This is a genomic window from Rhodococcus sp. IEGM 1408 (assembly GCF_033142235.1).
Taxonomy (GTDB): domain Bacteria; phylum Actinomycetota; class Actinomycetes; order Mycobacteriales; family Mycobacteriaceae; genus Dietzia.
Window position 1 is genome coordinate 390,886 of record NZ_JAWLRW010000003.1, and the last position, 24,716, is coordinate 415,601.

Below are 24,716 nucleotides of genomic sequence, written 5' to 3' on the forward strand. Positions count from 1 at the left end.
GCTACCGCCTTCGAATGCGTGGGGTGGTCCCCGAGGGTAACCCTCCCATGAACATGACGCGGCCCGCCCGACCGTTGGTGACGGTCGGGCGGGCCGGTGCCGGGGGCCGCCGGGGCGGATCCGTCAGCGGTGGATCATCAGTGCTTGATACCGGTGCGCGAGGATCAGTGCGCGATCCTCAGTGCGCGATCGTCTTCTCCACGCCGACGCCGGTGAGGGAGCGGACCTCCATCTCCACCCGCCTCTGCGGGAACTCGTCCTTCTTGCCGAGGAACGTTCCGATGATGCCGAGCAGGAACGCCAGCGGGATCGAGACGATGCCCGGGTTGGACAGCGGGAACAGGGAGAAGTCGACGCTGGAGATCATCGACTTCGGCCCCCCGGACACCGCCGGCGACAGTGCGATCAGCACCAGGGTGCTGATCAGGCCGCCGTACATGGAGAACAGTGCGCCGGTGGTGTTGAACCGCTTCCAGAACAGGGAGTACAGGATCGTCGGCAGGTTCGCCGACGCCGCGATGGCGAAGGCGAGCGCGACGAGGAACGCGATGTTCTGACCCATGGCACCGATACCCATGACGATGGACACCAAACCGATCACGACCACCGTGATCCGGGACACCCGCAGCTGGGCCTTCTCGGTGGCCTTACCGTGCTTGATCACGCCGTTGTAGATGTCGTGCGCGAACGACGCGGAGGCCGTGATCGCGAGTCCGGCGACCACCGCGAGGATCGTGGCGAAGGCGATCGCCGAGATGATGCCGAGGAAGATCTCCCCGCCGAGCGCGAAGGCCAACAGCGGGGCCGCCGAATTGACGCCTCCGGGCGCCGCCTCGATGACGTCCGATCCGACCATGGCCGCGGCACCGAAGCCGAGGACCAGGGTGAACAGGTAGAAGGAACCGATGAGCGCGATCGCCCAGGTCACGGACCGACGGGCTTCCTTCGCGGTGGGCACCGTGTAGAAGCGCATCAGCACGTGCGGCAGCCCGGCGGTGCCGAAGACCAGTGCGATGGACAGGGAGACGAAGTCGAGCTTGCTGGTCTCCGTGGCTCCGTACTGCAGGCCGGGCTGGAGGAGATCCTTCCCGGAGTTCGTCACGGCCTGGCCGAGGAGCTGCGAGAAGTTGCCGCGGACCGCGATCAGCACGAGGATGCACATGATCAACACGCCGCCGACGAGCAGGACGGCCTTGACCATCTGCACGTAGGTGGTGCCCTTCATCCCACCTACCAGCACGTAGACGATCATCAGGATGCCGACGATCGCGACCACGATCGCCTGCCCGGTGGAGTCGTTGATGTTGAGCAGGAGCGCCACCAGCCCGCCGGCGCCCGCCATCTGCGCGATGAGATAGAACAGGCACACCGCCAGGGTGGCCAGGGCCGCGGCCATGCGAACAGGCCGCTGGTTGAGCCGGAAGCTGAGAACGTCGGCCATGGTGAACCGGCCGGTGTTGCGCATCAGCTCGGCGACGAGCATGAGCGCGACCAGCCACGCCACCAGGAAGCCGATGGAGTACAGGAAGCCGTCGTAGCCGTTGATGGCGATCGCGCCGGCGATACCGAGGAACGACGCCGCCGACAGGTAGTCGCCCGCGATGGCGATGCCGTTCTGGGGGCCGGTGAAGCTCGACCCGCCGGTATAGAAGTCCTTGGTCGACTTGGTCGACTTGGAGGCCCGCAGCACGAGGGTCATCGTGATGACGATGAAGATGCCGAAGACGACCATGTTGAGCGCGGTGCTACCGACCTGCTCGCCCGGGACCAGCTCATTGATGTTGATCAGCCAGTCGTCCATCAGGCCACCTCACCTTCCAGCTCGTTGCGGATGGCTTCCGCGCGGGGGTCGACCACCCGGTTGGCGAACCGGATGTACACGAACGTGATGAGGAACGTGGTGACGAACTGTGCGAGCCCGATGATCAGCCCCCAGGTGATGTTCCCGTAGACCTTTGTTCCCATGAAGTCGGTCGCGTAGACGGCCAGGAGCACGTAGAGGAAATACCAGACGAGGAAGGCGACCGTCATGGGGAAGACGAACGCCCTGAACTTGCTGCGCAGTTCTTGGAATTCCGGACTGGAGTGCATCGCCTCGAACTCCGCGGCTTCCGGAGTGCGCCGTGACGATCCTCCTACCGGGGGATCAGCTGGTTGGGACACGGAGGTCCTCCGTTTCAGTTCACTTGGAACACACCTAGTGATGTGTGTCACTGACAATGTCCTGAAAGTGTGACACGCAGCACAAGGGCGTGCGGGAGTTAACCGGCAAACCGCCCGGTCGCCGCACCCCCGACGGCGGGGATCAACCACCTCGATCGGGGGCCGGTCGTCGACGGTCACGGATCTGCCGGGACTGCCCAGCTCGCGGAGCTGGGCGGGGAGTCGTTCCGGGGCAGTCCCGACACCCCCGTCGTCGGCACCGGCCGGGGGCGTGGCGGGGGTGCGGCCGGGTTGAGCCGCCGCACCGACGCCCGCGAGCCCGTGCGCCTATCCGGGGCCGCTGCGCCTACCCGGGGACGGTCAACGTCCGCGGAAGACGGGCGGACGCTTCTCCGCTCGCGCTGCCCGCGCCTCCGCCATGTCCTCGCTGCCCCACGCCTGCTGCTGGAGCTCGGTGTGCTCGTCCCGGGGCAGGAGGTGGGCGTCGTCGTCGTTGATCACCGATTTGATGTGCCGCAGGCTCAGTGGGGCGAAGCGCGAGATCTCCGCCGCCAGCTCCATCGCCGCGTCCAGATCGCCGATCTCGTTGGCCAGTCCGATCCGGGCCGCCTCCTCCGCGCCGACCGGGCGCGCGGTCATGAGGACCGATCTGGCATGTCCCCCTCCCACCACGTTGGCCAACCTCTTGATGGTCCAGTTGTCCAGCGCCAGACCCACCTTGACAACGGGCACGGCGAACACCGCGCCGGGGGCCACCACCCGCAGGTCAGCGGCCAGGGCGAGCTGGACCCCGGCTCCCACCGCGGGGCCGTTGACGGCGGCGATGACAGGGACCGCAACGGATTCGACGGCCCGGAGCATCGCGGCGTGGGCGTCGTAGAAGTTCGAGTTGTAGACCCCGCCGGAGAGGTCCGCGCCCGCACAGAAGGCGGTCCCGGCCCCGGTCACGACGATCGCGCGCACCGGGTCCTCGGCTTCCGCTGCGGCGCCCGCGGATTCGATCGCCTCCCGCAGCGCTGCGCACACCTCTGCGTCGAGGGCGTTGCGGGTGCTGTGGCGGTCGATGGTCACGACGGCGACGGCACCGTCCCTGCGGGTGACGATCATGGCGCGGGGCCTCCTGGGATGTCGCGGGCTGGTGCGTCGCGGGGGTACTGCGGTGCACCCGCGACAGACGATACCTGCTGGTAGTCGTGCCCACCGTACGATGCGTGCATGGCGCGAACCGGAGCTCTACAGATCCTCGACCTGGTCCTCGACGAGGGTTCGTTCCGGTCCTGGGACGGCGCTCCGCTGCGGCCGCCGCAGGTCGAGAAGGTCCCCGGTTACGAGGCCTCGCTCGAGCGCGCGGCTCAGTCCTCGGGCGTGGACGAGTCGGTCATCACCGGCGAGGGCACCCTCCTGGGCCGGCGCGTGGCGTTCATCGCCTGCGAGTTCGACTTCCTGGCCGGTTCGATCGGCATCGCGGCGGCCGAACGGATCGTCTCCGCGATCGAACGCGCCACGGCTGAGCGACTGCCGGTACTGGCGTCCCCGACCTCCGGCGGCACCCGGATGCAGGAGGGGACCATCGCCTTCCTGCAGATGGTCAAGATCTCCGCCGCGGTGGCCGGGCACAAGGCCGCCGGACTCCCCTACCTCGTCTATCTGCGGCATCCCACCACCGGCGGGGTCTTTGCCTCGTGGGGCTCGCTCGGGCACGTCGCCGTGGCCGAGCCCGAGGCGCTCATCGGGTTCCTCGGACCCCGCGTGTACGAGGCGCTGTACGACGCCCCCTTCCCCGAGGGCGTCCAGGTCTCGGAGAACCTCGCCCGCCGCGGGATGATCGACGGCGTCCTCGCCCCGGAGGGGGTTCGGGACCTCACGGCGCGGGCCCTGCGCGTGCTCTGTGCGGACCCCCCGTCGGACGATGAACCGGCCCCGCCGCACGGCCCGGTCCCCGAGCCGGAGACCGACGACGCCCCACCCCCCGACGCGTGGGACGCCATCACCCGCACCCGCCGCGGCGACCGCCCCGGCGCACGGAGCTTCCTCGACCGGGCGGCCCCGGACCGCGTCCTGCTCTCGGGCACCGGTCAGGGCGAGGACAGCGGGTCGCTCCTGCTCTCCCTGGCCCGCTTCCGCGGCCAGTCCGCGGTGGTCCTGGCCCAGGACCGCGACGCCGAGAACGAGACCTCCCCGCTCGGCCCGTCGGCACTGCGGTCGGCCCGGCGCGGCATGCGGATCGCCGCCGAGGTCGGGGTCCCGCTCGTCCTGCTCATCGACACCCGCGGCGCGGCGCTGTCCCGCGAGGCCGAGGAGGGCGGGTTGGCGGGTGAGATCGCGCGCAGCCTGGCCGACCTGGTGACCCTGTCCACCCCCACGGTCTCGGTGATCCTCGGCCAGGGCACCGGCGGCGCGGCCCTGGCCATGCTCCCGGCCGACCGGGTGCTGTGCGCCCGGCACGGTTGGCTCGCCCCGCTCCCGCCCGAGGGGGCGAGCGCGATCCTGTACCACGAGACCTCCCGCGCTCCCGAGGTCGCGCGGTCGCAGGGCATCACCTCGGCGGACCTCCTCGAGGCGGGGATCGTGGACGTCGTGATCCCCGAACGGCCCGACGCGGCCGATGAGCCGGACGCGTTCTGCGACCGTCTGGCCGATGCGGTCGCCGCCGCACTGATCGAGGTCCGGAGGCGTCCCCCCGAGCGGAGGTACGCCGAGCGCATGTCCCGCTACCGGGACCTGGGCCTGCGACTAGAGTGAACCGCGTCACAGGCCGTCGGCGCTGATCGGGGGTCTCACTCGAAGTCAGTGAGGGGCTCACCCGATGTCGGATCCCACGACCTCGTCCACCTACGCCACGGCACACCGGCGCTCGATCACCGATCCAGACGCCTTCTGGCTGGAGGTCGCCGGGGGGATCGACTGGACCACTCCCCCCACCACCGCGGTCGACGGCTCGCGCCCGCCGTTCTACCGCTGGTTCCCCGACGGCGAACTCAACACCTCGTACAACTGCATCGACCGCCACGTCGAGGCGGGCCGGGGCGACCAGGCCGCCTACATCTACGACTCCGCCGTGACCGGGGCCAAGGAGACCATCACCTACTCCCAGCTGCTCCAGCAGGTCGCGGTGTTCGCCGGCGCGCTCGCGGCCGAGGGCGTGGGGCGCGGCGACCGGGTCGTCATCTACATGCCGATGGTCCCCCGCGCCGCCGTCGCGATGCTCGCCTGCGCCCGCCTCGGAGCCGTCCACTCCGTGGTCTTCGGCGGCTTCGCGGCGCCGGAGCTGGCCATCCGGATCGACGACGCCCGGCCCAAGGTCATCGTGACCTCCCACGGCGGCATCGAGCCCACCCGTAAGGTCCCCTACTTCCCGATGGTCGCCAAGGCGCTCGCGCTCGCCGAGCACACCCCCACCGCGGTGATCGTGGCCGCGCGCCCCGACCAGTTCCCGGACGAGACCTTCCCCGAGACGCCCGGGACCACCTGGACGGACTGGGACGAGGCGGTGTCCGCTGCCGAGCCCGCCGCACCGGTGCCCGTCAAGGCGACCGACCCGCTCTACATCCTGTACACCTCGGGCACCACGGGCCTGCCCAAGGGCGTGGTCCGCGACAACGGTGGTCACGCGGTGGCGCTCGCCTGGTCCATGTGGAACATCTACGGGGTCCGCCCGGGGGACGTCTGGTGGACCGCCTCCGACGTGGGCTGGGTGGTCGGCCATTCCTACATCGTCTACGCGCCCCTGCTGGTGGGCGCCACCTCGATCATCTACGAGGGCAAACCCGTGGGCACCCCGGATGCGGGGGCGTTCTGGCGCGTGGCCTCCGAGCACAGGGCCACGGGGCTGTTCACCGCACCCACCGCCGTCCGCGCCATCCGCAAGGAGGACCCGGAGGGCGTCGAGCTCGCCAGGTACGACCTGTCGTCGCTTCGCACGCTGTTCTGTGCGGGCGAACGCCTCGACCCGGACACCTACCACTGGGCGACGGAGAAGCTGGGCAAGCCCGTCGTGGACAACTGGTGGCAGACCGAGACCGGGTGGCCCATCGCCTCCAACCTTCGCGGACTCGAGCCGATGCCGATCAAGGCCGGCTCCCCCACTGTGCCGGTCCCCGGCTACGACCTGCACGTGCTGGACGCCCAGGGCAACCCCCTGCCCGCCGGGGAGGAGGGGAACCTCGCGATCAAGCTGCCCATGGCGCCGGGCACCCTGGCGGGACTGTGGGACGACGACGAGAGGTTCATCTCCTCGTACATGTCGGTTTTCGACGGGTACTACTCGACCGGCGACGGCGGGTACATCGACTCCGACGGGTACGTCTACGTGATGGGCCGGACGGACGACGTGATCAATGTGGCCGGTCACCGCCTGTCGACGGGGTCGATGGAGGCCGTGATCGCCAAGCACCCGGCGGTGGCCGAGGCGGCGGTCATCGGCGTGAAGGACGAGATCAAGGGCCAACGCCCGGTCGGGTACGTGGTCCTCAAGTCCGGGCAGATCCGCGACCCCGAGGAGCTGCGCGCCGAGCTGGTGGCGATGGTCAGGGAGGAGATCGGCGCCGTGGCCACGTTCCGGGACTGCACGGTGGTGCAAGGGCTGCCCAAGACCCGCTCGGGCAAGATCCTCCGCAAGACCATGCGTCAGATCGCCGACGGCCAGGAGAACGTGGTGGTCCCGTCGACCATCGAGGACCCACAGGTACTCGAGGACCTCACGCCGTTCCTCCGCGGCTGAACGCAGCCCGGGACGGCCCTCGCCCCGCCCTCCCCGAGGGAGGACGGGGCGAGGGTGGGGTGGGGCCCGGCGTGGAGTCCGCCGCCCGCTGCAGCCGGGGCCGGACGGAGCCGGTCAGTGCGGCAGCGTCTCCTCGTTGCCCTGGCACGATCCGGCCAGGTAGGACGCCCAGGTGTCGACCTCGGGATCGCACTCGACCATGAGGGCGTTCTGCGAGCGACCCGGGGTGAAGAGCCCGATCGCCGAACGCGGACCGCGCTGGTTCACCACGAACACGATCTCCTCGTCTCCGGGGATGACGTCATTGATCTGGTCGGCCAGGGCGTCGATCGCGTCGAACTCCGCCTGACCGAGGTCGCTGACGCTGACGTACGTCGCGGTGGAGACGGACTTGATCTCAGGCGCAGCAGAGGCGGCGGGGGCGGCCAGAGTCAGACCGGCGCCGGCGAAGACTGCGGCGGAGGCCACGGCGAAGGCGCGGCGAGCGGAGTTCTTCGTAGGGGGTTCCTTCCGTTCCGACAGCGTCGATCGCCGTCGATAAAGAAGAGCTTACAGGGGCCAAACCGCGTCGCGCACCGCGATAACGGAGCCCACCGCCCTCACATCGTGAACGCCCCGTCCTCCACAGGGGAGAACGGGGCATTTACGGAAATCTCGCCGCGGTGCAAGTGCGGTCGGGCACTCCGGCCCGCGCGGACCACCAGGTCTGGTCAGGCGTCCAGCAGGTCGATCACGAAGACCAGCGTCTTGCCGCCGAGCGGGTGCAGGGCCGCGGACGTGCCGTAGGCCTTGTCCGGCGGGATGACCAGCTGGCGGCGACCGCCGGCCTTCATGCCCGGGATCCCCTCCTGCCAACCCTGGATGAGGCCGTTGAGCGGGAACGTGATGGACTCGCCGCGGTCCCAGGAGGAGTCGAACTGCTCACCGGTCTCGTAGTCGACCCCCACGTAGTGGACGGTCACGTTGCCGCCGGCCACTGCCTCGGCGCCGTCACCCACCGTGAGGTCCTCGGTGACGAGGTCGGTGGGGGCGGGACCTGTCGGCAGAACGATCTCGGGCTTGTCCATGGTGTCTCCTCCTGGAGTCAGGTTCCCGGGTTCAGCGCTGGCTGATCGGGGTGAAACTCCGCTCGGCCGGGCCCGTGTAGACCTGACGCGGGCGGTTGATCTTGGTGGACGGATCCTCGCGCATCTCGCGCCAGTGTGCGATCCAACCGGGCATCCGGCCGAGCGCGAACAGCACGGTGAACATCTCCGTGGGGAAGCCCATCGCCCGGTAGATGAGACCGGTGTAGAAGTCCACGTTCGGGTAGAGCTTGCGCTCGACAAAGTAGTCGTCGGCGAGCGCCGTCTCCTCGAGCTTGAGCGCGATCTCGAGCAGCGGGTCGTTGCTCTGCGAGAGCAGCGCGTGCGCGTGCGACTTGGCGATCTGGGCGCGCGGGTCGTAGCTCTTGTAGACGCGGTGACCGAAGCCCATCAGCTTGACGCCGTCGCTCTTGTTCTTGACCCGGTTCATGTAATCGGTGGCGTCGCCGCCCTCCGACTCGATCCGCTCGAGCATCTCCAGGACCGCCTGGTTGGCGCCCCCGTGCAGCGGGCCGTACAGGGCGTTGATCCCGCCGGTGATGGACGCGTAGAGCGGCGCCTCGGACGAGCCGACCATGCGGACGGTCGAGGTGGAGCAGTTCTGCTCGTGATCGGCGTGGAGCACCAGGAGCATGTCGAGCGCCTTGGTGACCTCTTCGGTGATCTCGTAGTCCGGACCGAACACCATGCGCAGGAAGTTGCCGACATAACCGAGGGACGGATCCGGGTCGAGTGCCTCGTGGCCGGACCGGATGCGCTCGATGGCGGCGGCGAGCGTCGGGCCACGGCCCAGCAGTCGGGCGGTGGCCAGGTCGACGGCCTTGGGGTCGTCGATGTCCAGGTCGTCCCCGTGGGTACCGAACAGGCTCACTCCGGCCGAGAAGACCGGCATGGGGTGGGTGTTGCGGGGGAAGGCCTGGAGCAGCGGCATCATCTGGCCGGGAAGCGCGGTCTGGCCGAGTACCTTCTCGGTGAACTCCGCGAGCTGCGCCTCGGTGGGATCCACTCCGTAGATCAACAGGTACGAGACCTCGAGGAACGACGCGTTATCCGCCAGCTGATCGATCGGGTAACCGCGGTGCCGCAGGATGCCCTCGCCGCCGTCGATGAAGGTGATCGACGACGTGCACGCGGAGGTGTTGACGAACCCCACGTCGAGAGTGGTCATCCCCGTCTTGGCCAACAGCGGGCCGAGCTGCACCGCGTCGCTCCCGACGGTGGCGTCGACGACGTCGAGTTCGAGTTCACCGCCGGGGTAGGCCAGTGTTGCCTTGCGGTCCGAACCGTTCGAGCCTGCGGTCACGCGATTCCCTCTCCGACGACTGGTCCGGGCGGCCAAAACCCCGCCACGAATGTGCTGTGCCACACCCTACCGTGACAGGCGTCAGCGTTAGGAAGCGTGTTCTGGTCGGTTCCCCCCAGACCCTCCGCCAACCGCCTTCCAGCCGTCTTCCAGCTGACATCGCAGCCGACACCCGTGGCGCCCCGGCGCGGGATCAGGGCTGGAGCCGACGGACCCTCCACCGGTCGTCCTGCCGCACGCACTCGACCCGGTCGTGGAAGCGGTCCCGGCCGCCCTGCCAGAACTCCACACGGTCCGGGGTCAGCCGGTACCCGCCCCACCGGTCGGGCATCGGGATCTCCTCGACTCCCACCAGTCGCTCCTCCGCCACCGCGAGGAGCGACTCCAACTCCTCGACGGAGGCTGCCGGCTGCGACTGTTCCGAGGCCCAGGCCGCCACCTGCGACCCCCTGGGCCGCGTGCGCCAGTACGCGAGGCTGTCGGCGCGGTCGAGCGGACGGCACCCGCCCTCCACGTGGACCTGACGTTCCGCGACCAACCAGGGGAACGTCACGGACGCGTAGCCCGACTCCGCCAACTGCGCGCCTTTGCGCGAGGTCGTCGTCGTGAAGAAGGTCAGACCCCGCTCGTCGGCGCCCTTACACAGCACGGTCCTGGTCGACGGTCGGCCATCGGCCCCGGCGGTGCCGAGCACCATCGCGTTGGGCTCGCGGACACCCCTGCGCCCCGCCTCGTCGAGCCAGGCGGTGAACAACGGCAACCAGTCGTCGCCCAGGTCTGTCACGTCCAGCCGGGGGTGCAGGCCGTAACCGACCCGCATCGTGTCGAAATCAGCCGGTCCGAGTGCGGGATCCTCCATGACCCAGACGGTACTCCGGGCCCGGAGCGGCCCGGACTACCATGGGGCGAGTCCCATCCCACGACAAGGAACGGCACCCAAAGAGCATGAGCGATCAGCTGCCCACCATCCCCGCCGACCTCAAGCCCGCCGACGGCCGCTTCGGTTGCGGCCCGTCCAAGGTCCGTCCCGAGCAGATCGCGGCCGTGTCCGAGGCCGCCACCACGGTGATGGGCACGAGCCACCGCCAGGCCCCGGTCAAGGACGTCGTCGGCCGGATCCGCGACGGCCTGTCCTCCCTGTTCTCCCTTCCCGAGGGTTACGAGGTCGTGCTGGGCAACGGCGGCACCACCGCGTTCTGGGACGCCGCCGCGTTCGGCCTGGTCCGCGAGAAGTCCCTCCACCTGACCTACGGCGAGTTCTCCTCCAAGTTCGCCAAGGTCACCGGCGGCGCGCCGTTCCTGGCCGACCCGATCGTCATCTCCTCCGACCCGGGTACGGCCCCGGAGCCCACCTCCGACCCGTCCGTGGACCTGATCGGCTGGGCGCACAACGAGACCTCGACAGGCGTCATGCTCCCGGTGACCCGACCGGCGGGCTCGGAGAACGCGCTCGTGGCGATCGACGCCACCTCCGGCGCCGGCGGACTGCCCGTCGACATCACCGACACCGACGCCTACTACTTCGCCCCGCAGAAGTCCTTCGCCTCCGACGGCGGGATCTGGGTGTCGATCATGAGCCCCGCCGCGCTGGACCGCGTGGCCGAGATCGCCGCGACCGACCGCTGGTGCCCGGACTTCCTGTCCCTGCCCACCGCGGTCGACAACTCGCGCAAGAACCAGACCTACAACACCCCGGCCGTGGCCACGCTGCTGATGTTCGCCAACCAGGTCGAGTGGATGAACGCCCAGGGCGGCCTGGACTGGTGCGTCGCGCGGACCAAGGACTCGTCCTCGCGCCTCTACGACTGGGCGGAGGCCAGCGAGTACGCCACGCCTTTCGTCTCCGAGCCGGCCCATCGCTCGCAGGTCGTCGGCACCATCGACCTCGCCGAGTCGATCGACGCCGCGAAGGTGGCCAAGACCCTGCGCGCGAACGGCATCCTCGACACCGAGCCGTACCGCAAGCTCGGCCGCAACCAGCTGCGCATCGGGATGTTCCCCGCGATCGACCCCGAGGACGTCACTCAGTTGACCCGCTGCATCGACCACGTGGTGGGCCAGCTCGGCTGACCCCACCACTCGCGCCCCGCGCGCAGGCGGAACGGCGCAGATTTCCGCAGCCCACCCGGCCCGTCACCTCGCCGGGTGGGCTGCGCTGCCCTACCATGTGGTTCAACGCCCAGGACCCGGGTGCGCGCGAGTAGCTGCCGACGGGACCACGAGTAGTCGAGGAGGCGGCATGCGAAAGCTGATGATCGTCCGGGTGGACGCCGACTCGTCCGTGGTCGAGTGCGAGGTCCCGGACTCGGGCGAGAAGTTCTCCCTCCCCCTCGACGACCGTCTCCGCGCAGCCGCACGCGGGGAGGCCGTGCCCGCGGTCAACGCCGAGCGCGTCGCCGTCACCGGCACGCTTCGCCCCCGCGAGATCCAGGACCGTATCCGGCACGGGGCCTCCCCGGAGGAGGTCGCCTCCGACGCCGGGGTGCCGCTGTCCCGGATCGAGGGCTTTGCCGTTCCTGTTCTCCTGGAGCGCGCCAACGCGGCCGACCTGGCCCGGTCCGCGCATCCGGTGTTGCCGGACGGGCCCGCACTCGACACGCTCGCCGAGCGGGTGGAGACGGTGCTCGACCGGCGCGGCATCGACGCCGCCCTCATCTCCTGGGACGCCTGGCGCGACCGGGCCGGCGGCTGGGTCGTGCAGACCTCCTGGCCGGCGGGCCTGTCCGACGACGCCTCCGCGACCTGGTCCTTCACCCTCGACTCGCATGGTGGCTCGGCGCGCGCGCTCGACGACGAGGCCGAGCACATCCTGGACCCTTCGCGGGCGACCGCCCTGCGCACCGTCACCTCCCCTCCCCCGCTGCCGCCCGGCCCGCCGCCCATCCGCGCGGTGCCCGCGACGGGGAGCCCGGCCGGACAGGAGTCGGCGTTCGCCCCGCTACAGCCGGTGCGCCCGCCCGTCGCGGCCACCCCCGTGGACGACGACGACGAGTTCCTGCAGCACCCGTCCACCGAGCCCGAACGTCGCTCCTCTCGCCGTCACCCCACCATGCCGTCGTGGGAGGACGTCCTGCTCGGGGTCCGCGGCAAGGACGACTGACCCCTCGCCATGGGCCACCACGTCGCGACCTTCTGGTACCTGGGCACTGACGACCCGGCGGCGCCGATCAGGTCGGGCCGACCGTCCGATCCCGGCTTCGCCCGGCGGTTGCTCTCCCGGCTCTTTCCCACCGTCACCGTCGTCTCGCTGGGGGCGTTCCCGCTCAACCGCTCGGCCTCGGCCGGACCCGGGGAGATCTACGTGGGGTCGTTCCCCGGACTCACGGTCGTGCAGACCCTGGTCGACTCGCCCGTCCTGCCCTCCGCCACCGACGCCACGTGGCTCCGGCTGGTCGAGGCCCCCACGGTCCTGTTGTTCTCGCACGATCCCGACACCGGGGTGAGCGGGTTCGCCCGCTGGGAATCGGGCCGGCTCGCCCGCTCGTTCGCGGCAGCCGACGACAGGATCGTCGAGGACGAGGGGATGCCGCTGCCGTTCGAACTGCCCTACTGGGCGGGTGAGTTCCCGCTGGCCGATGCCGGCGACAACCCGCTCGCACTGCCGTTCTCGCCGTCGTCACTCCTGCACGCCGCGCACCGCGCCTGGCTGGGCTTCGACCTCGAGCCGGGCGGGCTCGACGTGCCGGTCCACGGTTTCGCCACCGATGGTCGCCGAGAGGTCCGCCAACACACCCCACCTGTGGGGCCGGCGCTCCACGTGGTGGGGATGCCCGGCCGGGCCGAGCTGCACGCGGCCAACCGCCGCGAGGCCGGTTCGGGCGACCGCGACGACAACCCGTCGTCCCCGTACGTCGACGACGACTACGAGCGGGCGCAGTTCACCCGTGCGGTGGCCAGGGCGTCGTCCTCCCGCGCCGCGGGGACCGCCCGCAGGGTCGCGACGCTCGTGGGCGACGGGGTCCGCGACGCGGCGGCCAGGGTGGCTCGTCGCTTCTCCAACCGGCGCTAGCGCCGATGGCGTTCATGGCGACCGAGCCGGGGACAGCACCCGCGGGCCTCGCCGGATGATCGTCGCGAAGTCCGTCCTGTTGTTCGTCCTGGCGGCCCTGCTCGAGATCGGTGGCGCCTGGCTGGTGTGGCAGGGCGTCCGCGAGCACCGCGGCTGGGTCTGGATGGGTGTGGGCGTCGCCGCCCTGGGGCTGTACGGATTCGTGGCCACCCTGCAGCCCGACGCCGACTTCGGCCGGATCCTCGCCGCCTACGGCGGGGTGTTCGTCGCCGGTTCGCTGCTCTGGGGCATGGCGATGGACGGGTTCCGGCCGGACCGCTGGGACGTCACCGGGGCCGTGATCTGCCTGGCCGGGGTGGGCGTCATCATGTACGTCCCGCGCTAGCCCCGCCGGTCACCTCTCGCGCGACCGCTCGTAGAACGCCACGGCCGCGGCGGTGGCCACGTTGAGCGAGTCCGTCCCCTCCCTCATCGGGATCGTGGCCCGGACGTCGCAGGCCCGCATCGCGTGCTCGGTGAGCCCGGGCCCCTCCGCTCCCAGGACAAACGCCACCTTCTCGGCGTCGACGGCCCGCGACAGCGGCACGTCGCCCGAGGGGGTCAGCGCCACGGTCCGGAAGCCCTGCCCGCGCAGGTCCTCGATCGAGCGCTGCCACGTCGTGGAGACCCCGGGCAGGTGCGCGAACGGCAGTCGGAGCACGTGCCCCATCGACACGCGGACGACCCGTCGGTAGAGCGGGTCGCCGGTGGAGGCGCCGAAGAGCACCCCGTCCACCCCGAGCGCCGCGCAGTTGCGGAAGATCGCGCCGAGGTTCTCCGGGTCGTTGACGCCCTCCAGCACCACCAGGGTGCGGGCGCCGTCCACCACGTGGTCGACCGGAAGCGGAGTCGGCCGGTCCGCGGCGGCGAGGATGTCGCGGCTGGACTTGAACCCGATCACCTCGCTGAGCACGTCCTTGGTGGTCCGCAGGTACACCGCGTCGCCGGCCTGCGCGTCGGCGTCCCACCCCTCGGCCGCCGCCTCGCGACGGAGCTGCTGCAGGCGCGCGTCGGTGCCCAGCACGATGTGGGGCCGGAAGCGCGAGAGCAGCATCCGGCCCACCACGTAGGTGCCCTCGGCGATCACCAGTCCCCGGCCACCGGGCAGGTCCGGGCGACGGTCGGAGTGGTTGAGGTCGCGGAGGTCGTCCAGCCGTGGGTCGGCGGGATCGGTGACGTCGACGACGAGCACGCGCGCGCCCCGGTCAGGCCAGCACGTCGGTGATGGGCCCGATCGCGAAGAACACGAGGAACGCCACCGCGACCACCCACAGCAGCGGGTGCACGGTCCGGGCCCTGCCTGTGGCGGTGGCCATGACCACCCAGGCCACGAACCCGATGCCGATGCCGTTGGCGATCGAGTAGGTGAACGGCATCGTGACGATCGTGAGGAAGGCGGGCAGCGCGATCGAGAAGCGCGTGAAGTCGATGTGGACGATCTGCGACATCATGAGCGCGCCGACGATCACCAGGGCGGGGGCGGCGGCCTCGACCGGGACGACCTCGTACAGCGGGGTGAAGAACATCGCGAGCAGGAACAGGACACCGGTGATGATGTTCGCCAGACCGGTGCGGGCGCCCTCGGCGATACCGGTCGCCGACTCCAGGAAGACCGTGTTGGACGACGACGAGGTGAAGCCACCCGCGACGGCGCCGAAGCCCTCGACCACGAGCGCGGTCTTCATGTTGGGCAGGTTGCCCTGCTCGTCCATGAGCCCGGCCTCCTTGCCCAGGCCGGTGAAGGTGCCCATGGCGTCGAAGAAGTTGGCGAGCAGCAGGGTGAAGACGAAGAGGCTGGCCGCCAGCGGGCCGATGCGCACGAACGCGCCGATGAGGTCCACCTGCCCGATGAGGGACAGGTTGGGCATCCCGCCGAGCGAATCGGGGAGCACGGGAACGGCGAGGTTCCACCCGGTGGGCGAGGATTCGCCGTCGACGAACGACGGGCCGGCGTTGGTGACGGCCTCGACGATGATGGCCACGACCGTGGTCACGACGATGCCGATGAAGATCCCGCCGCGCATCTGTCGGGCTACGAGCACCCCACACAGGAGGAGTCCGAAGGCGAACACCGCGGTCGGCCACGACGCGATCGACCCCTCGATCCCCAGTCCCACGGGGACCGTGGTGCCCGCGGCGTCGGGGAGCCGGCGGACGAACCCGGAGTCGACAAAGCCGACCATGGCGATGAAGAGTCCGATGCCCACCGCGATGGCGGACTTGAGATCCGCGGGGATGGCGTCGAACACGGCGGTGCGGAAGCCGCTCACCGCCAGGATGACGATGATGACGCCCTCGATGACGATCAGACCCATCGCCTCGGACCAGGTGACCTGCCGGGCGATGGTCACCGCCACGAGAGAGTTGATGCCGAGGCCGGTGGCGAAGGCGAAGGGGTAGCGGGCGATGGCGCCGAAGGCCACCGTCATCACACCGGCGGTGAACGCGGTGACCGCGGCGATCTCGACGATCGAGAGCTGGTTGCCCTCGACGTCGACACCCGAACCGAGGATCAGCGGGTTGAGGATGATGATGTAGGCCATCGCGAAGAAGCTGACGAGGCCTCCGCGGACCTCGCGGGTCACCGTCGAGCCGCGCTCTGTGATCTTGAAGTACCGGTCGACCGCCCCGATCCGACCTGGGGGCTGCGACGGGGCCTCGGTGCTCTGCGACATCTGGAGACCTTCCTGGCGGTGGGTGAGGAACCGTCATAGAGTAACCGCCCACCTGCCTGCGGTAACGTCGCGGGCATGACGGACGAGCCGACGGACCCGCAGGTACCGCGGATTCCGGGCTACCTGCTCGATCCGCGTCCGGTCGTGATCGTCGGAACTCTGGCCTGGACCGTCGCCCTACTGGCCGCGATGCTCGTGGACGAGGTCGACATGAGGACCGTGATCCTCTGCGCGGTGGGCATCGGTGTCGGAGCGCTCGGCACGTTCGTCTACGCCCTGCAGCGCCGGGCGGTCCTGCGGGGTAGCGCGGGCGCGCAGAGCGGCCTGGACTTCGACCGAACCTGACAGAGCGGTCGGCCGTGCGAGCTCAGCCGTGCGTGATCAGCCGTGCGTGATCAGCCGTGCGTGATCAGTCGTGCTCGAGTGAATCCGATTGCGGCAGCTCCAGCACGTCCACGGCCGAGTCGTCGTAGGCTTCGGCGACCGGGGTGTCCGACTCCGCGGCGACCTGGACGTCACTGTGGGCGCCGCAGCCGTACTGGAGGTGCACCACCTGTCCATCGGCGGAGTACTCGTTGGCGCACACGCCGAACATCGACCCGAGTGAGCCGGTGAGGGGCAGGAGGAAACCGCAGGTCCCGCAGGAGTGCTTGGCACCGCGCGCGATCTCGGAGTCCGGACCGCGCGCGGCGGCCCAGCGGACCGCCGCTTCCGATCGACCCTCACGGCTCAGATGCTGGGGCCGTCCGAGCCCCACGGGACCCGCGAGCTCGTCGAGGTCGTCGTCGCCCGAGAGCACCTGCCCGGGGACCAGTCGCTCGTCGTCCTCCGCGGGCGGGAGGAGGTCGCCCGCGCCGAGGTCGCCCGGCCGGACGCGCTTCTCCCACGGCACCCACTCGGGTGCCACCACCGCGTCGGCGCCGGGCAGCAGCGAGATCTCGTCGACGGTCAACTCGCCGCCGGGGACCAACGCGAGCACGCAGGCCCAGTACCAGCCCCGGTAGCCGGCGAGGTCGGAGGCGAACCGGTGCGTCGTGGTGAAGGGTGCCTCGACGACCGAACCGAGGTACTCCCCCACCCCGTCGGCGGAGAACTCCTCGACCGCCGCCCGGGCCGCGGCCCGGGCCTCGTCGGAGGCCAGCCGTTCGCGCAGCGCGTCGTCGAAGTCCGACGCCTGATCGGTACTCAGGGAGACCGCCTCCTGATCCGTGCCTACCTCGGTGTTCACCTGTCCCATTATGCGCATCACCCGCGTCGACGTCACGGTCCGGCCCGTCGTGCGGCATCCTGGGGGTATGCCTAGTGTCCTGCGCCCCGTCGGCCCCCTCGTCGTCTCGCTCTGTCTCGTCGGCGCCGTCGCCGCGTGTGCGGGGGCGGATTCCGGGGAGACCTCGGCGGCGGCGTCATCGTCGTCGGCGTCGTCCGACACGGCACTCGCCTCCTCGAGCCTGCCCACCGGCTCGGGTACCGGCAGCGCCTCGGCCGGTCAGGTCCCCGTGGGCCCGTCCGACCCTCGGCCCGCCCGGGGTTCGGTGGAGGTCGTGCGGACTCTTCCCCACGATCCCGCCCTGTTCACCCAGGGCCTGCAGGTGGTCGGCGACGAGGTCTACGAGTCGACGGGCCAGTACGGCCGCTCGGTGGTGCAGCGCCGCCCGCTGGTCGGCGAGGGGCCCACGGTCACCGTCCCGATGGCCGCCGACGAGTTCGGTGAGGGACTGGCCGTCACCCCGGACACCCTGTGGACCCTGACCTGGCAGAACGGGATCGCCCACAATCGCGACCCGCAGACCCTCGAGGTGCGTTCCGAGGTCCGGCACGAGGGCGAGGGCTGGGGTCTGTGCCATGACGGTTCGCAGTTGGTCATGAGCAACGGCTCCGACGAGCTGACCTTCCGGGACCCGGTCACCTTCGAGCCCACCCGGACGGTGTCGGTGACCTCGGGGGGTACCCCGGTCGGCATGCTCAACGAGCTCGACTGCGCGGACGGGTCGATCCTGGCCAACGTCTGGATGACCGACGAGATCATCCGGATCGACCCCGCCACCGGCGCGGTCACCGCGATCTACGACGCCTCCGCCCTCGAGCAGCCCCGGCCGGCCAACCGCGACGGGGTGCTCAACGGGATCGCCTCGCTGCCGGACTCGGAGAACGTGCTGCTCACGGGGAAGCTGTGGACCTCGGTCTACGAGGTGCGTCTAGTTGGGTGAGCGCTCCCCCGGTCCTCCCCGCCGCGCCGCCGCCTCGGTGGGGCGCGGTCTGCGGCGGGTCTTCCACGCCGACGGGGCGGACAGCTCGGGGCTCGCGCCGCTCAGCTACGTCACCGTCGCCAACTTCGCGTGCGACGCGATCCTCGCCGTCGCCCTGGCCAACACCCTGTTCTTCTCCGCCGCCACCGCGGAGTCGCGCGGCAAGGTCGCCCTCTACCTCCTGGTGACGGTCGCGCCGTTCGCCCTGGTCGCCCCGGTGATCGGGCCGGCCCTGGACCGCCTCCGCGGCGGGCGGCGCCTCACGGTGTCGCTGACCTTCACCCTGCGGGCGGTGCTCGCCGTGATCCTCGCGCTCAACTTCGACTCCTGGCTGCTGTACCCGCTCGCGCTCGGGATGCTCGTGTTGTCCAAGACCTTCGGGGTGGTCAAGGCCTCGATCACCCCTCACGTCCTGCCGGCGGCGCTGGACCTGGTCAGGACCAATTCCCGACTGACCATGCTCGGCCACATCGGCGGGTCGCTGGTCGCCGGCGCCCTGGCCGGTGCGGTGTCGTGGGTGTGGGGCTCCGACGGCGCCCTGTGGCTGCTCGCCACGATCGCGCTCGTTGCGGCGTACGTCGCGATGACCATCCCCGCGCACGCCGAGGCCTCGCCCGAGGAGGAGTCCGCGACGCTGCGCATGGGCTCCGGGCAGTCGCTCACCAGCGGGCTCAGGGCCGTTCTCACGCGCCCCCTGGGGCGGCAGGTCCTCGCCGATCTGTGGGCCGTGTCCATGGTCCGTTTCATGACCGGTTTCCTCACCTTGTACCTGGCGTTCGTCGCCAAGGCCCAGGAGAACGCCACGGCCGCCGAACAGGCCGGGATCCTCGCGATCGCGGGCGTGGCAGGGGGCCTGGGCACCTTCGCGGGCAACGCGGTGGGCTCGCGGCTCCCGCTGGGCCGACCGGGTCGGATCACCACGACCGCGGCGGGGGCCGCGCTGTCGGCGGCGGTGGTCGCGGCGTTCCTCGGCACCATCTGGGCGGCAGCCGTCCTCGCACTCATCGCCGCGGCGTGCAGCGCCCTGGGCAAGGTGGCGCTCGATGCCTCGATCCAGACCGACATCCCGGACTCCGCGCGCTCGTCCGCCTTCGGCCGGTCCGAGACGGCTCTGCAGCTCGCGTGGGTCTCGGGCGGCGCGCTGGGCGTCCTGCTGCCGCCGGACTTCGTCGTGGGTTTCTCCGTCATCGCGGTGGTCGGCGCCCTGCTGTTCACGCAGTCGCTGCTCACCGCCCGGGGGTCGACCCTCGTGCCGGGGTTCGGCGGTAACAGACCCCGGTTCCCGGGGGCGCCGCGCGACCCCCGTGCGCCCGGTGCGCGCCCGCTCGGCAGAATGGAGGAGTGAGTCCCCGCAGCGCAGCCCCCACGTCCGGTCCCCGCGTCCGCCCTGTCACCTGGGCGATCCTGGCCTGGATGGTCATCATGATCGCCGCGATCGTGGGTGCGTGGCAGGGTTCGGTCTCCCGCTTCGGGGCGATCCCCTCCGTCACGGTCGCCACCGATCGCGACCACGTCGAGGTACTCCCCTTCACCGCCGCGGACCTCGACGGGACCGCGTACACCAACCCGGTCGGCGCGTTCACCGTCCGCGGTGAGCACACCCTCACGGTCCGGCTACCGGTCGAGCTCCGCGACGCCACCCTCAACATCTATGAGGTCCGCGGGGACGGCGTGCGGGAGTACACGGTCGAACCGGGAGGCCCCGGCGAGCTGCTGATCCCCGTCACGACCGTTGACGAGGGCCGGATCGAGGGTCTGGCCATCCAGGCGGTCGCGCTCGTCTACGCCTCCGACGGTTCGGAGTCGATCCTCAACGGCGAGTGGTCGGTCGGCTTCACCTATGACGACTAGCGGGCCGGATCAAGCGTCCAGTTCGCGCGCGATCGCCCGGAGCACGGAGGCCACGCGTCCCGACAGCTTGTGATCGGGCCGGTGGCCGCGCCGCAGCTCCGGCTGGACGGCCGTCTCGAGGACCTTGATCATGTCCTCCACCATCCCGTGCAGTTCATCGGGCGACCTCTTGGGTCCGCCACGCGGGGCGCGCTCCTCCGCGATCGTGGGGAGGTCCTCGTGGACCACCACCCGGAGAGCCTGGGGTCCACGGCGGCCGGAGACCATGTCGAACTCCACGCGCTGACGGGGCCGGAGTGCCTCCACCCCTTCCGGGAGCGCCTCGGACCGGACGTAGACGTCCTCCCCGCCCTCCTGTGAGAGGAAGCCGAAGCCCTTCTCCGCGTCGTACCACTTGACCTTGCCGCTGGGCACCGCGATCCACCTCTCCACCCGGCCCCGCACGCACGCGTGGCCGTCGACTTCTCAGGGCACCGAGACTACCCTCGCCGCGCGTTGGTCCCCGCCCGTCCCCGGCCGGTAACCTCCCGGTGTGACCTCAGACGACCGACGCCCCGCCGACGACCTCGACCCCTGGGCACCCGACGCGGTCGCGCCCGCTCCGACCCGCCCCCGGCGCCGAGGCCTGTTCTTCGCGGCAATGGCCGTGTTCGCCCTCGGCGTGGTGTTCACGATCCTCGCCGCGGCCACCCCGTTCGTCATCGGCCGGGACGCCCCCACGCTCCTCTACCTCGGCGCCATCATCTTCACCCCGGCCGGATTCCTCCTGGGCCTGCTCTACGCCATCCTCGGCTCCCGACCGCCCCGGGTGTGACCGAACCCACCTTCCGGCGAACCTCCAGGTAACGAGCAGATAACAGCGCCTGCCGCGACCTGCGCGAGAAGCATTTGTCTCAGAATGGTGACGATCCGGCATCAGCCCGCTACTGTTCTCCCCAGGCTCGTCAGCGAGTCGGCATCGGACGCACCTCCGAACCCCGCCCTGCGGACGATGCGACTTTGACCGTTACCGGGCGGGGACGGGGGACCCACATCAGGGCCCACCACGGGCCGGCGACCACAGGTCGCCTTGGGGTTAAGCCGCCGCAGGCGGCCGGGCGCACTCGTCCGAACCCGACAGCTCACCTCGTAGGCACAGAGTGAAAAGGACTGACGTGTACATGACTTCATACAACGGACGCCACCGCACCGCCACCACCTCCTCCGCGCCGAGGACCGCTGTGAAGGTCGTCCTCGCGGGCACCGCCTTCTCCGCCGCCGGGCTCGCCCTGGCCCCGGCCGCCAACGCCGCCCCGGACTCCGACTGGGACCGTCTGGCGCAGTGTGAGGCCGGCGGCAACTGGGCCATCAACACCGGCAACGGCTACCAGGGCGGCGTGCAGTTCTCGCCGAGCACCTGGGCGGCCTACGGCGGCACCCAGTACGCGCCGACCGCCAACCAGGCCACCCGTGAGCAGCAGATCGCGGTCGCCGAGAAGACCCTCGCCGGTCAGGGCTGGGGCGCATGGCCCGCCTGCTCGGCCAAGCTGGGCCTGAACTCCGCCCCGACGCCGCGTGACGTGGCCCAGCCGGCGCCCGCCGCACCGGTCGCCGCTGCGCCGGCCGCGCCCGCCACCCCGGAGGCCGTCTCCGCCGCCGCTCACGTCGCGACGCTCTCCGCGTTCGCCGAGAGCCGCGGCATCGCGCTGCCGATCTCCGGCGGCTACGAGGCCAACAAGGCCCTCGTGGACGCTGCCTACGCCGGCAACCAGAAGGCCGTCGACGGCTTCGTCGCCGCCTACCTGAACTGAGCTCCGGCCGAGTGACACCGGCCGGCCGAGCGCCGGCCGACTGATACCGGTCGAACCCGACCACGAGAAACGGGCCGCCACCCCCTACAGGGAGTGGCGGCCCGTTTCGCGTGCGCAGGCGGCCGGGGTCAGCGTGACCGGACACCCTTGTTGATCACCGTCACCGGGTGAACGTAGTTCAGGCGCTCCTGCGGCAACGGGAAGATCTCCTGCCCGAAGGGGGACAGTCCTCCCGCGACCAGCGCAGCTAGTTCGGTCACCGGGTGCTCGCCGAACGAGGCGTCGGGCCATCCCGGGTTGTCGTAGGTCAGTTTCTTGGCAGCCACACCGGTAGTGTCTCACCTCGCGCCCGATTCGTCAGCAACCGGGTCAGATACCACCCGCACCGGCTCTGGTCCGACGGCTTCTCACTAGGCTGGAAGGATATGTCGCCCTCGCGCACCACGCCCCGACACGCCGCCAGCGGAGAACCGGACTTCCCCGCCTGGCTGGCCGGCCTGCCCGACGACGCCCTCGTCCGGCTGTGCGTGCTGCGCCCGGACGTGGCCAACCCTCCCCCGGCCTCGCTCGACGTCCTCGCCTCCCGCCTGCGGCTGCCGGCGTCGACCGCCCGCGCTATGGGCACCCTGACCTGGCCGGACCTGCTGGTCCTGGCCACCATCGCCGAGCTCGGCGCCGGTTCCGGTCCCGTCCCACTCCGCGCGGTGTCGGGGCGACTGGGTGTCGACGACGACGACCCGGCCTTCCGCACCTCCGTGCACACCCTCCGCGAACTCGCGCTGCTCTGGGGTGACGAGTCCCGCGCCCGGATCGTTCCCGTCACCGGGGCCGCGGTCGACTCGGCCCCCGTCATCGCGCCGCAACCCGGTGAGCCCGCCGGCGCGGACCTCGAGACCGCGTGGAACGGATTGTCCGCCCGGGCGCTCGGTGTCCTCGAGGCCATCGCCCGCGGCCGCTCGCCGGTCGGAGCCCTCGGGTCCGGAGCGTCGGAGACCGTCCGCGCCGCCGCCACGGAGCTGGCCGACGCCGGACTCGCCGTGATCACCGGAGCCGACGGCGGCGAGGCCGTCGTCCCCCGCGTCCACACCCTCGACCGGGCCCGCCACGGTGCCCGCCCGCACGGCGCCTCCCTGCTCGACACCCCCGCGTGGGCGGCGCCCGTCGCCGCCGCCACCAGGTCCACCGGGACCGCGGCCACGACCTCCGCAGCCACCAGAACCGACGCCTCCGCGGGCGTGGCCGCCCTGGACCTGCTCCACCGGTGCGACGCGGTCATCGCGGCGCTGTCCGTCCTGCCGGCCGCCACGCTCAAGGCCGGCGGCGTGGGCGTCCGCGAACTGCGCCGCGTCGCCCGGTCCGCTGCTCTCGACCCGCGAGAACTCCCCCTGCTGCTCGAGGTCCTCGCGGGCGCCGGGCTGCTCGCGGTGGGAGACGCCGACGTCGGCGACTCCGCCTTCGACTCGGTGTGGGCGCCCACGGAGGCGGCCGACGTGTGGTCGGCCCGCGAGCCCGCGCGCCGGTGGGCCGAACTCGTCCTGGCCTGGTGGTCGATGCCCCGCGCGCCGTGGCGGGTCGGTTCCGAGATCGAGGGCGGCGGCACCGTCCCGGCCCTCGGCGACCCGGTCGGACCGCCGGCTCCCGCCGAACGGAGCCGGGTCCTGCGGGCCCTGTCCGAGCTGGACCCGGCCGCCGAACCCGGCGACGCCCTGCTGCCCGAGGTGGTGCGCTGGTTCTCGCCGGTGTGGTTCTCCCGCGCGGGATCCCGGCCGTGCACGGAGACCGTCCTCGAGGCGCGACGGCTCGGCCTCGTCGTCGGGACCACCGCCACCAGCGCGGCCAGGCTCCTGGCCGCGGGTTCCGCCACCGCGGGGTCCCCCGCCACCGGCGCCCCTGGCGTCGACGACCTCGAGCCGATCCTCACCGCAGCGCTTCCCGACCCCGTCTCCGAGGTGATCGTCCAGGCGGACCTCACCATCCTGGCGCCCGGGCCGCTGGTGCCGGAGCTCGCCGCGGAGTTCGCGCTCCTGGCCGACGTCGAGTCCGCCGGCGCCGCCATCACCTACCGCGTCACCGAGACCTCGCTGCGCAGGGCCCTCGACTCGGGGAGCACGGCCGCCGGGATCCGGGAGCTGCTGGCCCGCACCTCGATCACCCCGGTCCCGCAGTCGTTGGACTACCTCATCGAGGATGTGGCCCGTCGGCACGGGCGGCTGCGCGTGGGCTCCGCGCTGTCGTTCCTCCGCTGCGACGACCCGTCGCTGGTGGCCCAGGTCATGGGGTCGGCGGTGGCCGAGAGCTGCGCGCTGCGCATCGTCGCGCCAACCGTCCTGATCTCCCAGGCCAAGCCGCTGGACCTCGTGGAGTCCCTGCGGGAGCACGGCTTCGCGCCCGTCGTCGAGGACACCTCCGGGGCCGTCGTCGCGCTCTCCCGTCCCGTCGCCCGCGTCCACGCCACCTCACCCACGCGTGCCCCCCGCGTCCCGACCCGGGCCGCCACCCCCGCCGAGCTGCGTGCGGCGCTCACCGCGATGCGCTCGGCGGACCGCGTCCGCTCCGCCCGGGGCGGTGCGGGCACCGGGTACACCGGTGAGGCCGCCATCGCGCGCCTGCACGAGGCCGCCAGCTCCGGGACCGCGGTCACGGTGTCCGTGGTCGACGCCCAGGGCCGGTCGACGTCGCGCTTGATCATCCCGGCGACCGTCACGGGCGGCCGGATCGAGGGGATCGAGCCCGAATCCGCCGAGCCGGTGACGCTGCCGCTGCACCGCGTCATCTCGGTCGCCGACCTCGACCCCACCCGCTGACCCGACCCGCTCACCGGATTTCCAGGACACT

At 71.2% G+C, this 24,716-nt stretch carries 25 protein-coding genes and 1 riboswitch; of the genes, 13 read left to right on the forward strand and 12 right to left on the reverse strand.

The features are described 5' to 3' along the window. Positions 1 to 178: 178 nt before the first annotated feature. The 3 genes from R4P08_RS07095 to R4P08_RS07105 all read right to left on the reverse strand — a co-directional run bounded on the left by R4P08_RS07095 (position 179) and on the right by R4P08_RS07105 (position 3,270). Positions 179 to 1,801, reverse strand: a complete 1,623-nt coding sequence (locus tag R4P08_RS07095; RefSeq protein WP_317813070.1) for a cation acetate symporter — start codon at positions 1,799 to 1,801, stop codon at positions 179 to 181. After that, positions 1,801 to 2,091, reverse strand: a complete 291-nt coding sequence (locus tag R4P08_RS07100; RefSeq protein WP_317813071.1) for a DUF485 domain-containing protein — start codon at positions 2,089 to 2,091, stop codon at positions 1,801 to 1,803. The genes R4P08_RS07095 and R4P08_RS07100 overlap by 1 nt, the downstream gene beginning before the upstream one ends. A 432-nt stretch (positions 2,092 to 2,523) precedes the next feature. Beyond that, entirely contained in the window at positions 2,524 to 3,270 is a 747-nt protein-coding gene (locus tag R4P08_RS07105; RefSeq protein WP_317813072.1) for an enoyl-CoA hydratase, read from the reverse strand. A 108-nt stretch (positions 3,271 to 3,378) separates the two neighbouring features. Here R4P08_RS07105 and R4P08_RS07110 point away from each other — a divergent pair, with 108 nt between their 5' ends. Beyond that, complete coding sequence (locus tag R4P08_RS07110) at positions 3,379 to 4,905, forward strand: carboxyl transferase domain-containing protein (RefSeq protein ID WP_317813073.1); 1,527 nt, start codon at positions 3,379 to 3,381, stop codon at positions 4,903 to 4,905. A gap of 64 nt (positions 4,906 to 4,969) precedes the next feature. After that, complete coding sequence (locus R4P08_RS07115) at positions 4,970 to 6,883, forward strand: propionyl-CoA synthetase (RefSeq protein WP_317813074.1); 1,914 nt, start codon at positions 4,970 to 4,972, stop codon at positions 6,881 to 6,883. Between the two features lie 114 nt (positions 6,884 to 6,997). On the opposite strand, the gene R4P08_RS07120 is transcribed toward R4P08_RS07115, so the two are convergent. The 4 genes from R4P08_RS07120 to pdxH all read right to left on the reverse strand — a co-directional run bounded on the left by R4P08_RS07120 (position 6,998) and on the right by pdxH (position 10,130). Next, positions 6,998 to 7,351 (reverse strand): hypothetical protein, encoded by a 354-nt coding sequence (locus R4P08_RS07120; protein ID WP_317813075.1) that lies wholly within the window; start codon positions 7,349 to 7,351, stop codon positions 6,998 to 7,000. Between the two features lie 242 nt (positions 7,352 to 7,593). Then, positions 7,594 to 7,950: an FKBP-type peptidyl-prolyl cis-trans isomerase gene (locus tag R4P08_RS07125; RefSeq protein WP_317813076.1), complete on the reverse strand. Its 357-nt coding sequence runs from the start codon at positions 7,948 to 7,950 to the stop codon at positions 7,594 to 7,596. Between the two features lie 31 nt (positions 7,951 to 7,981). Continuing rightward, positions 7,982 to 9,271 carry a citrate synthase gene (locus R4P08_RS07130; protein ID WP_317813077.1) on the reverse strand — a complete coding sequence of 430 codons (1,290 nt, stop codon included), beginning with the start codon at positions 9,269 to 9,271 and terminating at the stop codon, positions 7,982 to 7,984. Positions 9,272 to 9,464: 193 nt separating this feature from the next. After that, a complete protein-coding gene (gene pdxH / locus R4P08_RS07135) occupies positions 9,465 to 10,130 on the reverse strand; it encodes a pyridoxamine 5'-phosphate oxidase (protein WP_317813078.1) in 666 nt (221 codons plus the stop codon). A gap of 86 nt (positions 10,131 to 10,216) precedes the next feature. Between pdxH and serC the strand changes: the two genes are divergently transcribed. From serC to R4P08_RS07155, 4 genes are all read left to right on the forward strand, one after another. After that, the gene (gene serC / locus R4P08_RS07140) at positions 10,217 to 11,341 is read left to right on the forward strand and encodes a phosphoserine transaminase (protein WP_317813079.1); all 1,125 of its coding nucleotides are present in this window, start codon (positions 10,217 to 10,219) and stop codon (positions 11,339 to 11,341) included. Between the two features lie 169 nt (positions 11,342 to 11,510). After that, positions 11,511 to 12,371 (forward strand): septation protein SepH, encoded by an 861-nt coding sequence (gene sepH, locus R4P08_RS07145; protein ID WP_317813080.1) that lies wholly within the window; start codon positions 11,511 to 11,513, stop codon positions 12,369 to 12,371. A gap of 9 nt (positions 12,372 to 12,380) precedes the next feature. Beyond that, positions 12,381 to 13,280, forward strand: coding sequence for a DUF6928 family protein (locus tag R4P08_RS07150; RefSeq protein WP_317813081.1), 900 nt, complete (start codon positions 12,381 to 12,383; stop codon positions 13,278 to 13,280). A gap of 55 nt (positions 13,281 to 13,335) precedes the next feature. After that, positions 13,336 to 13,665 (forward strand): YnfA family protein, encoded by a 330-nt coding sequence (locus tag R4P08_RS07155; protein ID WP_317813082.1) that lies wholly within the window; start codon positions 13,336 to 13,338, stop codon positions 13,663 to 13,665. Between the two features lie 9 nt (positions 13,666 to 13,674). Here the strand turns inward: R4P08_RS07155 and R4P08_RS07160 are convergent, their stop codons facing one another. After that, positions 13,675 to 14,511 (reverse strand): RNA methyltransferase, encoded by an 837-nt coding sequence (locus R4P08_RS07160; RefSeq protein WP_317813083.1) that lies wholly within the window; start codon positions 14,509 to 14,511, stop codon positions 13,675 to 13,677. A 13-nt stretch (positions 14,512 to 14,524) separates the two neighbouring features. Beyond that, positions 14,525 to 15,994, reverse strand: coding sequence for an NCS2 family permease (locus R4P08_RS07165; protein ID WP_317813084.1), 1,470 nt, complete (start codon positions 15,992 to 15,994; stop codon positions 14,525 to 14,527). A 75-nt stretch (positions 15,995 to 16,069) separates the two neighbouring features. Between R4P08_RS07165 and R4P08_RS07170 the strand changes: the two genes are divergently transcribed. Further along, positions 16,070 to 16,339, forward strand: coding sequence for a DUF2530 domain-containing protein (locus R4P08_RS07170; RefSeq protein ID WP_317813085.1), 270 nt, complete (start codon positions 16,070 to 16,072; stop codon positions 16,337 to 16,339). A gap of 64 nt (positions 16,340 to 16,403) precedes the next feature. Here R4P08_RS07170 and R4P08_RS07175 read toward each other — a convergent pair whose 3' ends face one another. Next, positions 16,404 to 17,231, reverse strand: a complete 828-nt coding sequence (locus R4P08_RS07175) for a DUF3027 domain-containing protein (protein WP_317813086.1) — start codon at positions 17,229 to 17,231, stop codon at positions 16,404 to 16,406. A gap of 58 nt (positions 17,232 to 17,289) precedes the next feature. Between R4P08_RS07175 and R4P08_RS07180 the strand changes: the two genes are divergently transcribed. Genes R4P08_RS07180 through R4P08_RS07190 form a run of 3 tightly spaced genes read left to right on the forward strand, consistent with a single transcriptional unit; the run spans position 17,290 to position 20,091 of the window. Then, positions 17,290 to 18,201, forward strand: coding sequence for a glutaminyl-peptide cyclotransferase (locus tag R4P08_RS07180; protein ID WP_317813087.1), 912 nt, complete (start codon positions 17,290 to 17,292; stop codon positions 18,199 to 18,201). Then, positions 18,194 to 19,585, forward strand: coding sequence for an MFS transporter (locus R4P08_RS07185; protein ID WP_317813088.1), 1,392 nt, complete (start codon positions 18,194 to 18,196; stop codon positions 19,583 to 19,585). Before R4P08_RS07180 ends, R4P08_RS07185 begins: the two co-directional genes overlap by 8 nt. Next, a complete protein-coding gene (locus R4P08_RS07190; protein WP_317813089.1) occupies positions 19,582 to 20,091 on the forward strand; it encodes a DUF2771 family protein in 510 nt (169 codons plus the stop codon). Before R4P08_RS07185 ends, R4P08_RS07190 begins: the two co-directional genes overlap by 4 nt. A gap of 9 nt (positions 20,092 to 20,100) precedes the next feature. Here R4P08_RS07190 and R4P08_RS07195 read toward each other — a convergent pair whose 3' ends face one another. After that, the gene (locus tag R4P08_RS07195) at positions 20,101 to 20,505 is read right to left on the reverse strand and encodes a cold-shock protein (protein ID WP_317813090.1); all 405 of its coding nucleotides are present in this window, start codon (positions 20,503 to 20,505) and stop codon (positions 20,101 to 20,103) included. 118 nt (positions 20,506 to 20,623) lie between these two features. Between R4P08_RS07195 and R4P08_RS07200 the strand changes: the two genes are divergently transcribed. Then, positions 20,624 to 20,905, forward strand: a complete 282-nt coding sequence (locus R4P08_RS07200) for a hypothetical protein (RefSeq protein ID WP_317813091.1) — start codon at positions 20,624 to 20,626, stop codon at positions 20,903 to 20,905. A 177-nt stretch (positions 20,906 to 21,082) separates the two neighbouring features. Continuing rightward, a riboswitch (cyclic di-AMP (ydaO/yuaA leader) is annotated at positions 21,083 to 21,240 on the forward strand. Between the two features lie 11 nt (positions 21,241 to 21,251). Further along, positions 21,252 to 21,881 (forward strand): transglycosylase family protein, encoded by a 630-nt coding sequence (locus R4P08_RS07205; RefSeq protein ID WP_317813092.1) that lies wholly within the window; start codon positions 21,252 to 21,254, stop codon positions 21,879 to 21,881. 128 nt (positions 21,882 to 22,009) lie between these two features. Here R4P08_RS07205 and R4P08_RS07210 read toward each other — a convergent pair whose 3' ends face one another. Next, entirely contained in the window at positions 22,010 to 22,207 is a 198-nt protein-coding gene (locus tag R4P08_RS07210; protein WP_317813093.1) for a hypothetical protein, read from the reverse strand. A 99-nt stretch (positions 22,208 to 22,306) separates the two neighbouring features. On the opposite strand from R4P08_RS07210, the gene R4P08_RS07215 reads away from it, so the two are divergent. Next, positions 22,307 to 24,685: a helicase-associated domain-containing protein gene (locus R4P08_RS07215; RefSeq protein WP_317813094.1), complete on the forward strand. Its 2,379-nt coding sequence runs from the start codon at positions 22,307 to 22,309 to the stop codon at positions 24,683 to 24,685. The last annotated feature ends 31 nt before the right edge of the window (positions 24,686 to 24,716 follow it).

Bases quoted from the DNA above. Each gene is read 5' to 3' on its own strand.
- R4P08_RS07095 (WP_317813070.1), bottom strand. From the start codon at position 1,801: ATGGACGACTGGCTGATCAACATCAATGAGCTGGTCCCGGGCGAGCAG.
- R4P08_RS07100 (WP_317813071.1), bottom strand. From the start codon at position 2,091: ATGCACTCCAGTCCGGAATTCCAAGAACTGCGCAGCAAGTTCAGGGCG.
- R4P08_RS07105 (WP_317813072.1), bottom strand. From the start codon at position 3,270: ATGATCGTCACCCGCAGGGACGGTGCCGTCGCCGTCGTGACCATCGAC.
- R4P08_RS07110 (WP_317813073.1), top strand. From the start codon at position 3,379: ATGGCGCGAACCGGAGCTCTACAGATCCTCGACCTGGTCCTCGACGAG.
- R4P08_RS07115 (WP_317813074.1), top strand. From the start codon at position 4,970: ATGTCGGATCCCACGACCTCGTCCACCTACGCCACGGCACACCGGCGC.
- R4P08_RS07125 (WP_317813076.1), bottom strand. From the start codon at position 7,950: ATGGACAAGCCCGAGATCGTTCTGCCGACAGGTCCCGCCCCCACCGAC.
- pdxH (WP_317813078.1), bottom strand. From the start codon at position 10,130: ATGGAGGATCCCGCACTCGGACCGGCTGATTTCGACACGATGCGGGTC.
- serC (WP_317813079.1), top strand. From the start codon at position 10,217: ATGAGCGATCAGCTGCCCACCATCCCCGCCGACCTCAAGCCCGCCGAC.
- sepH (WP_317813080.1), top strand. From the start codon at position 11,511: ATGCGAAAGCTGATGATCGTCCGGGTGGACGCCGACTCGTCCGTGGTC.
- R4P08_RS07150 (WP_317813081.1), top strand. From the start codon at position 12,381: ATGGGCCACCACGTCGCGACCTTCTGGTACCTGGGCACTGACGACCCG.
- R4P08_RS07155 (WP_317813082.1), top strand. From the start codon at position 13,336: ATGATCGTCGCGAAGTCCGTCCTGTTGTTCGTCCTGGCGGCCCTGCTC.
- R4P08_RS07165 (WP_317813084.1), bottom strand. From the start codon at position 15,994: ATGTCGCAGAGCACCGAGGCCCCGTCGCAGCCCCCAGGTCGGATCGGG.
- R4P08_RS07170 (WP_317813085.1), top strand. From the start codon at position 16,070: ATGACGGACGAGCCGACGGACCCGCAGGTACCGCGGATTCCGGGCTAC.
- R4P08_RS07175 (WP_317813086.1), bottom strand. From the start codon at position 17,231: ATGGGACAGGTGAACACCGAGGTAGGCACGGATCAGGAGGCGGTCTCC.
- R4P08_RS07180 (WP_317813087.1), top strand. From the start codon at position 17,290: ATGCCTAGTGTCCTGCGCCCCGTCGGCCCCCTCGTCGTCTCGCTCTGT.
- R4P08_RS07205 (WP_317813092.1), top strand. From the start codon at position 21,252: ATGACTTCATACAACGGACGCCACCGCACCGCCACCACCTCCTCCGCG.
- R4P08_RS07215 (WP_317813094.1), top strand. From the start codon at position 22,307: ATGTCGCCCTCGCGCACCACGCCCCGACACGCCGCCAGCGGAGAACCG.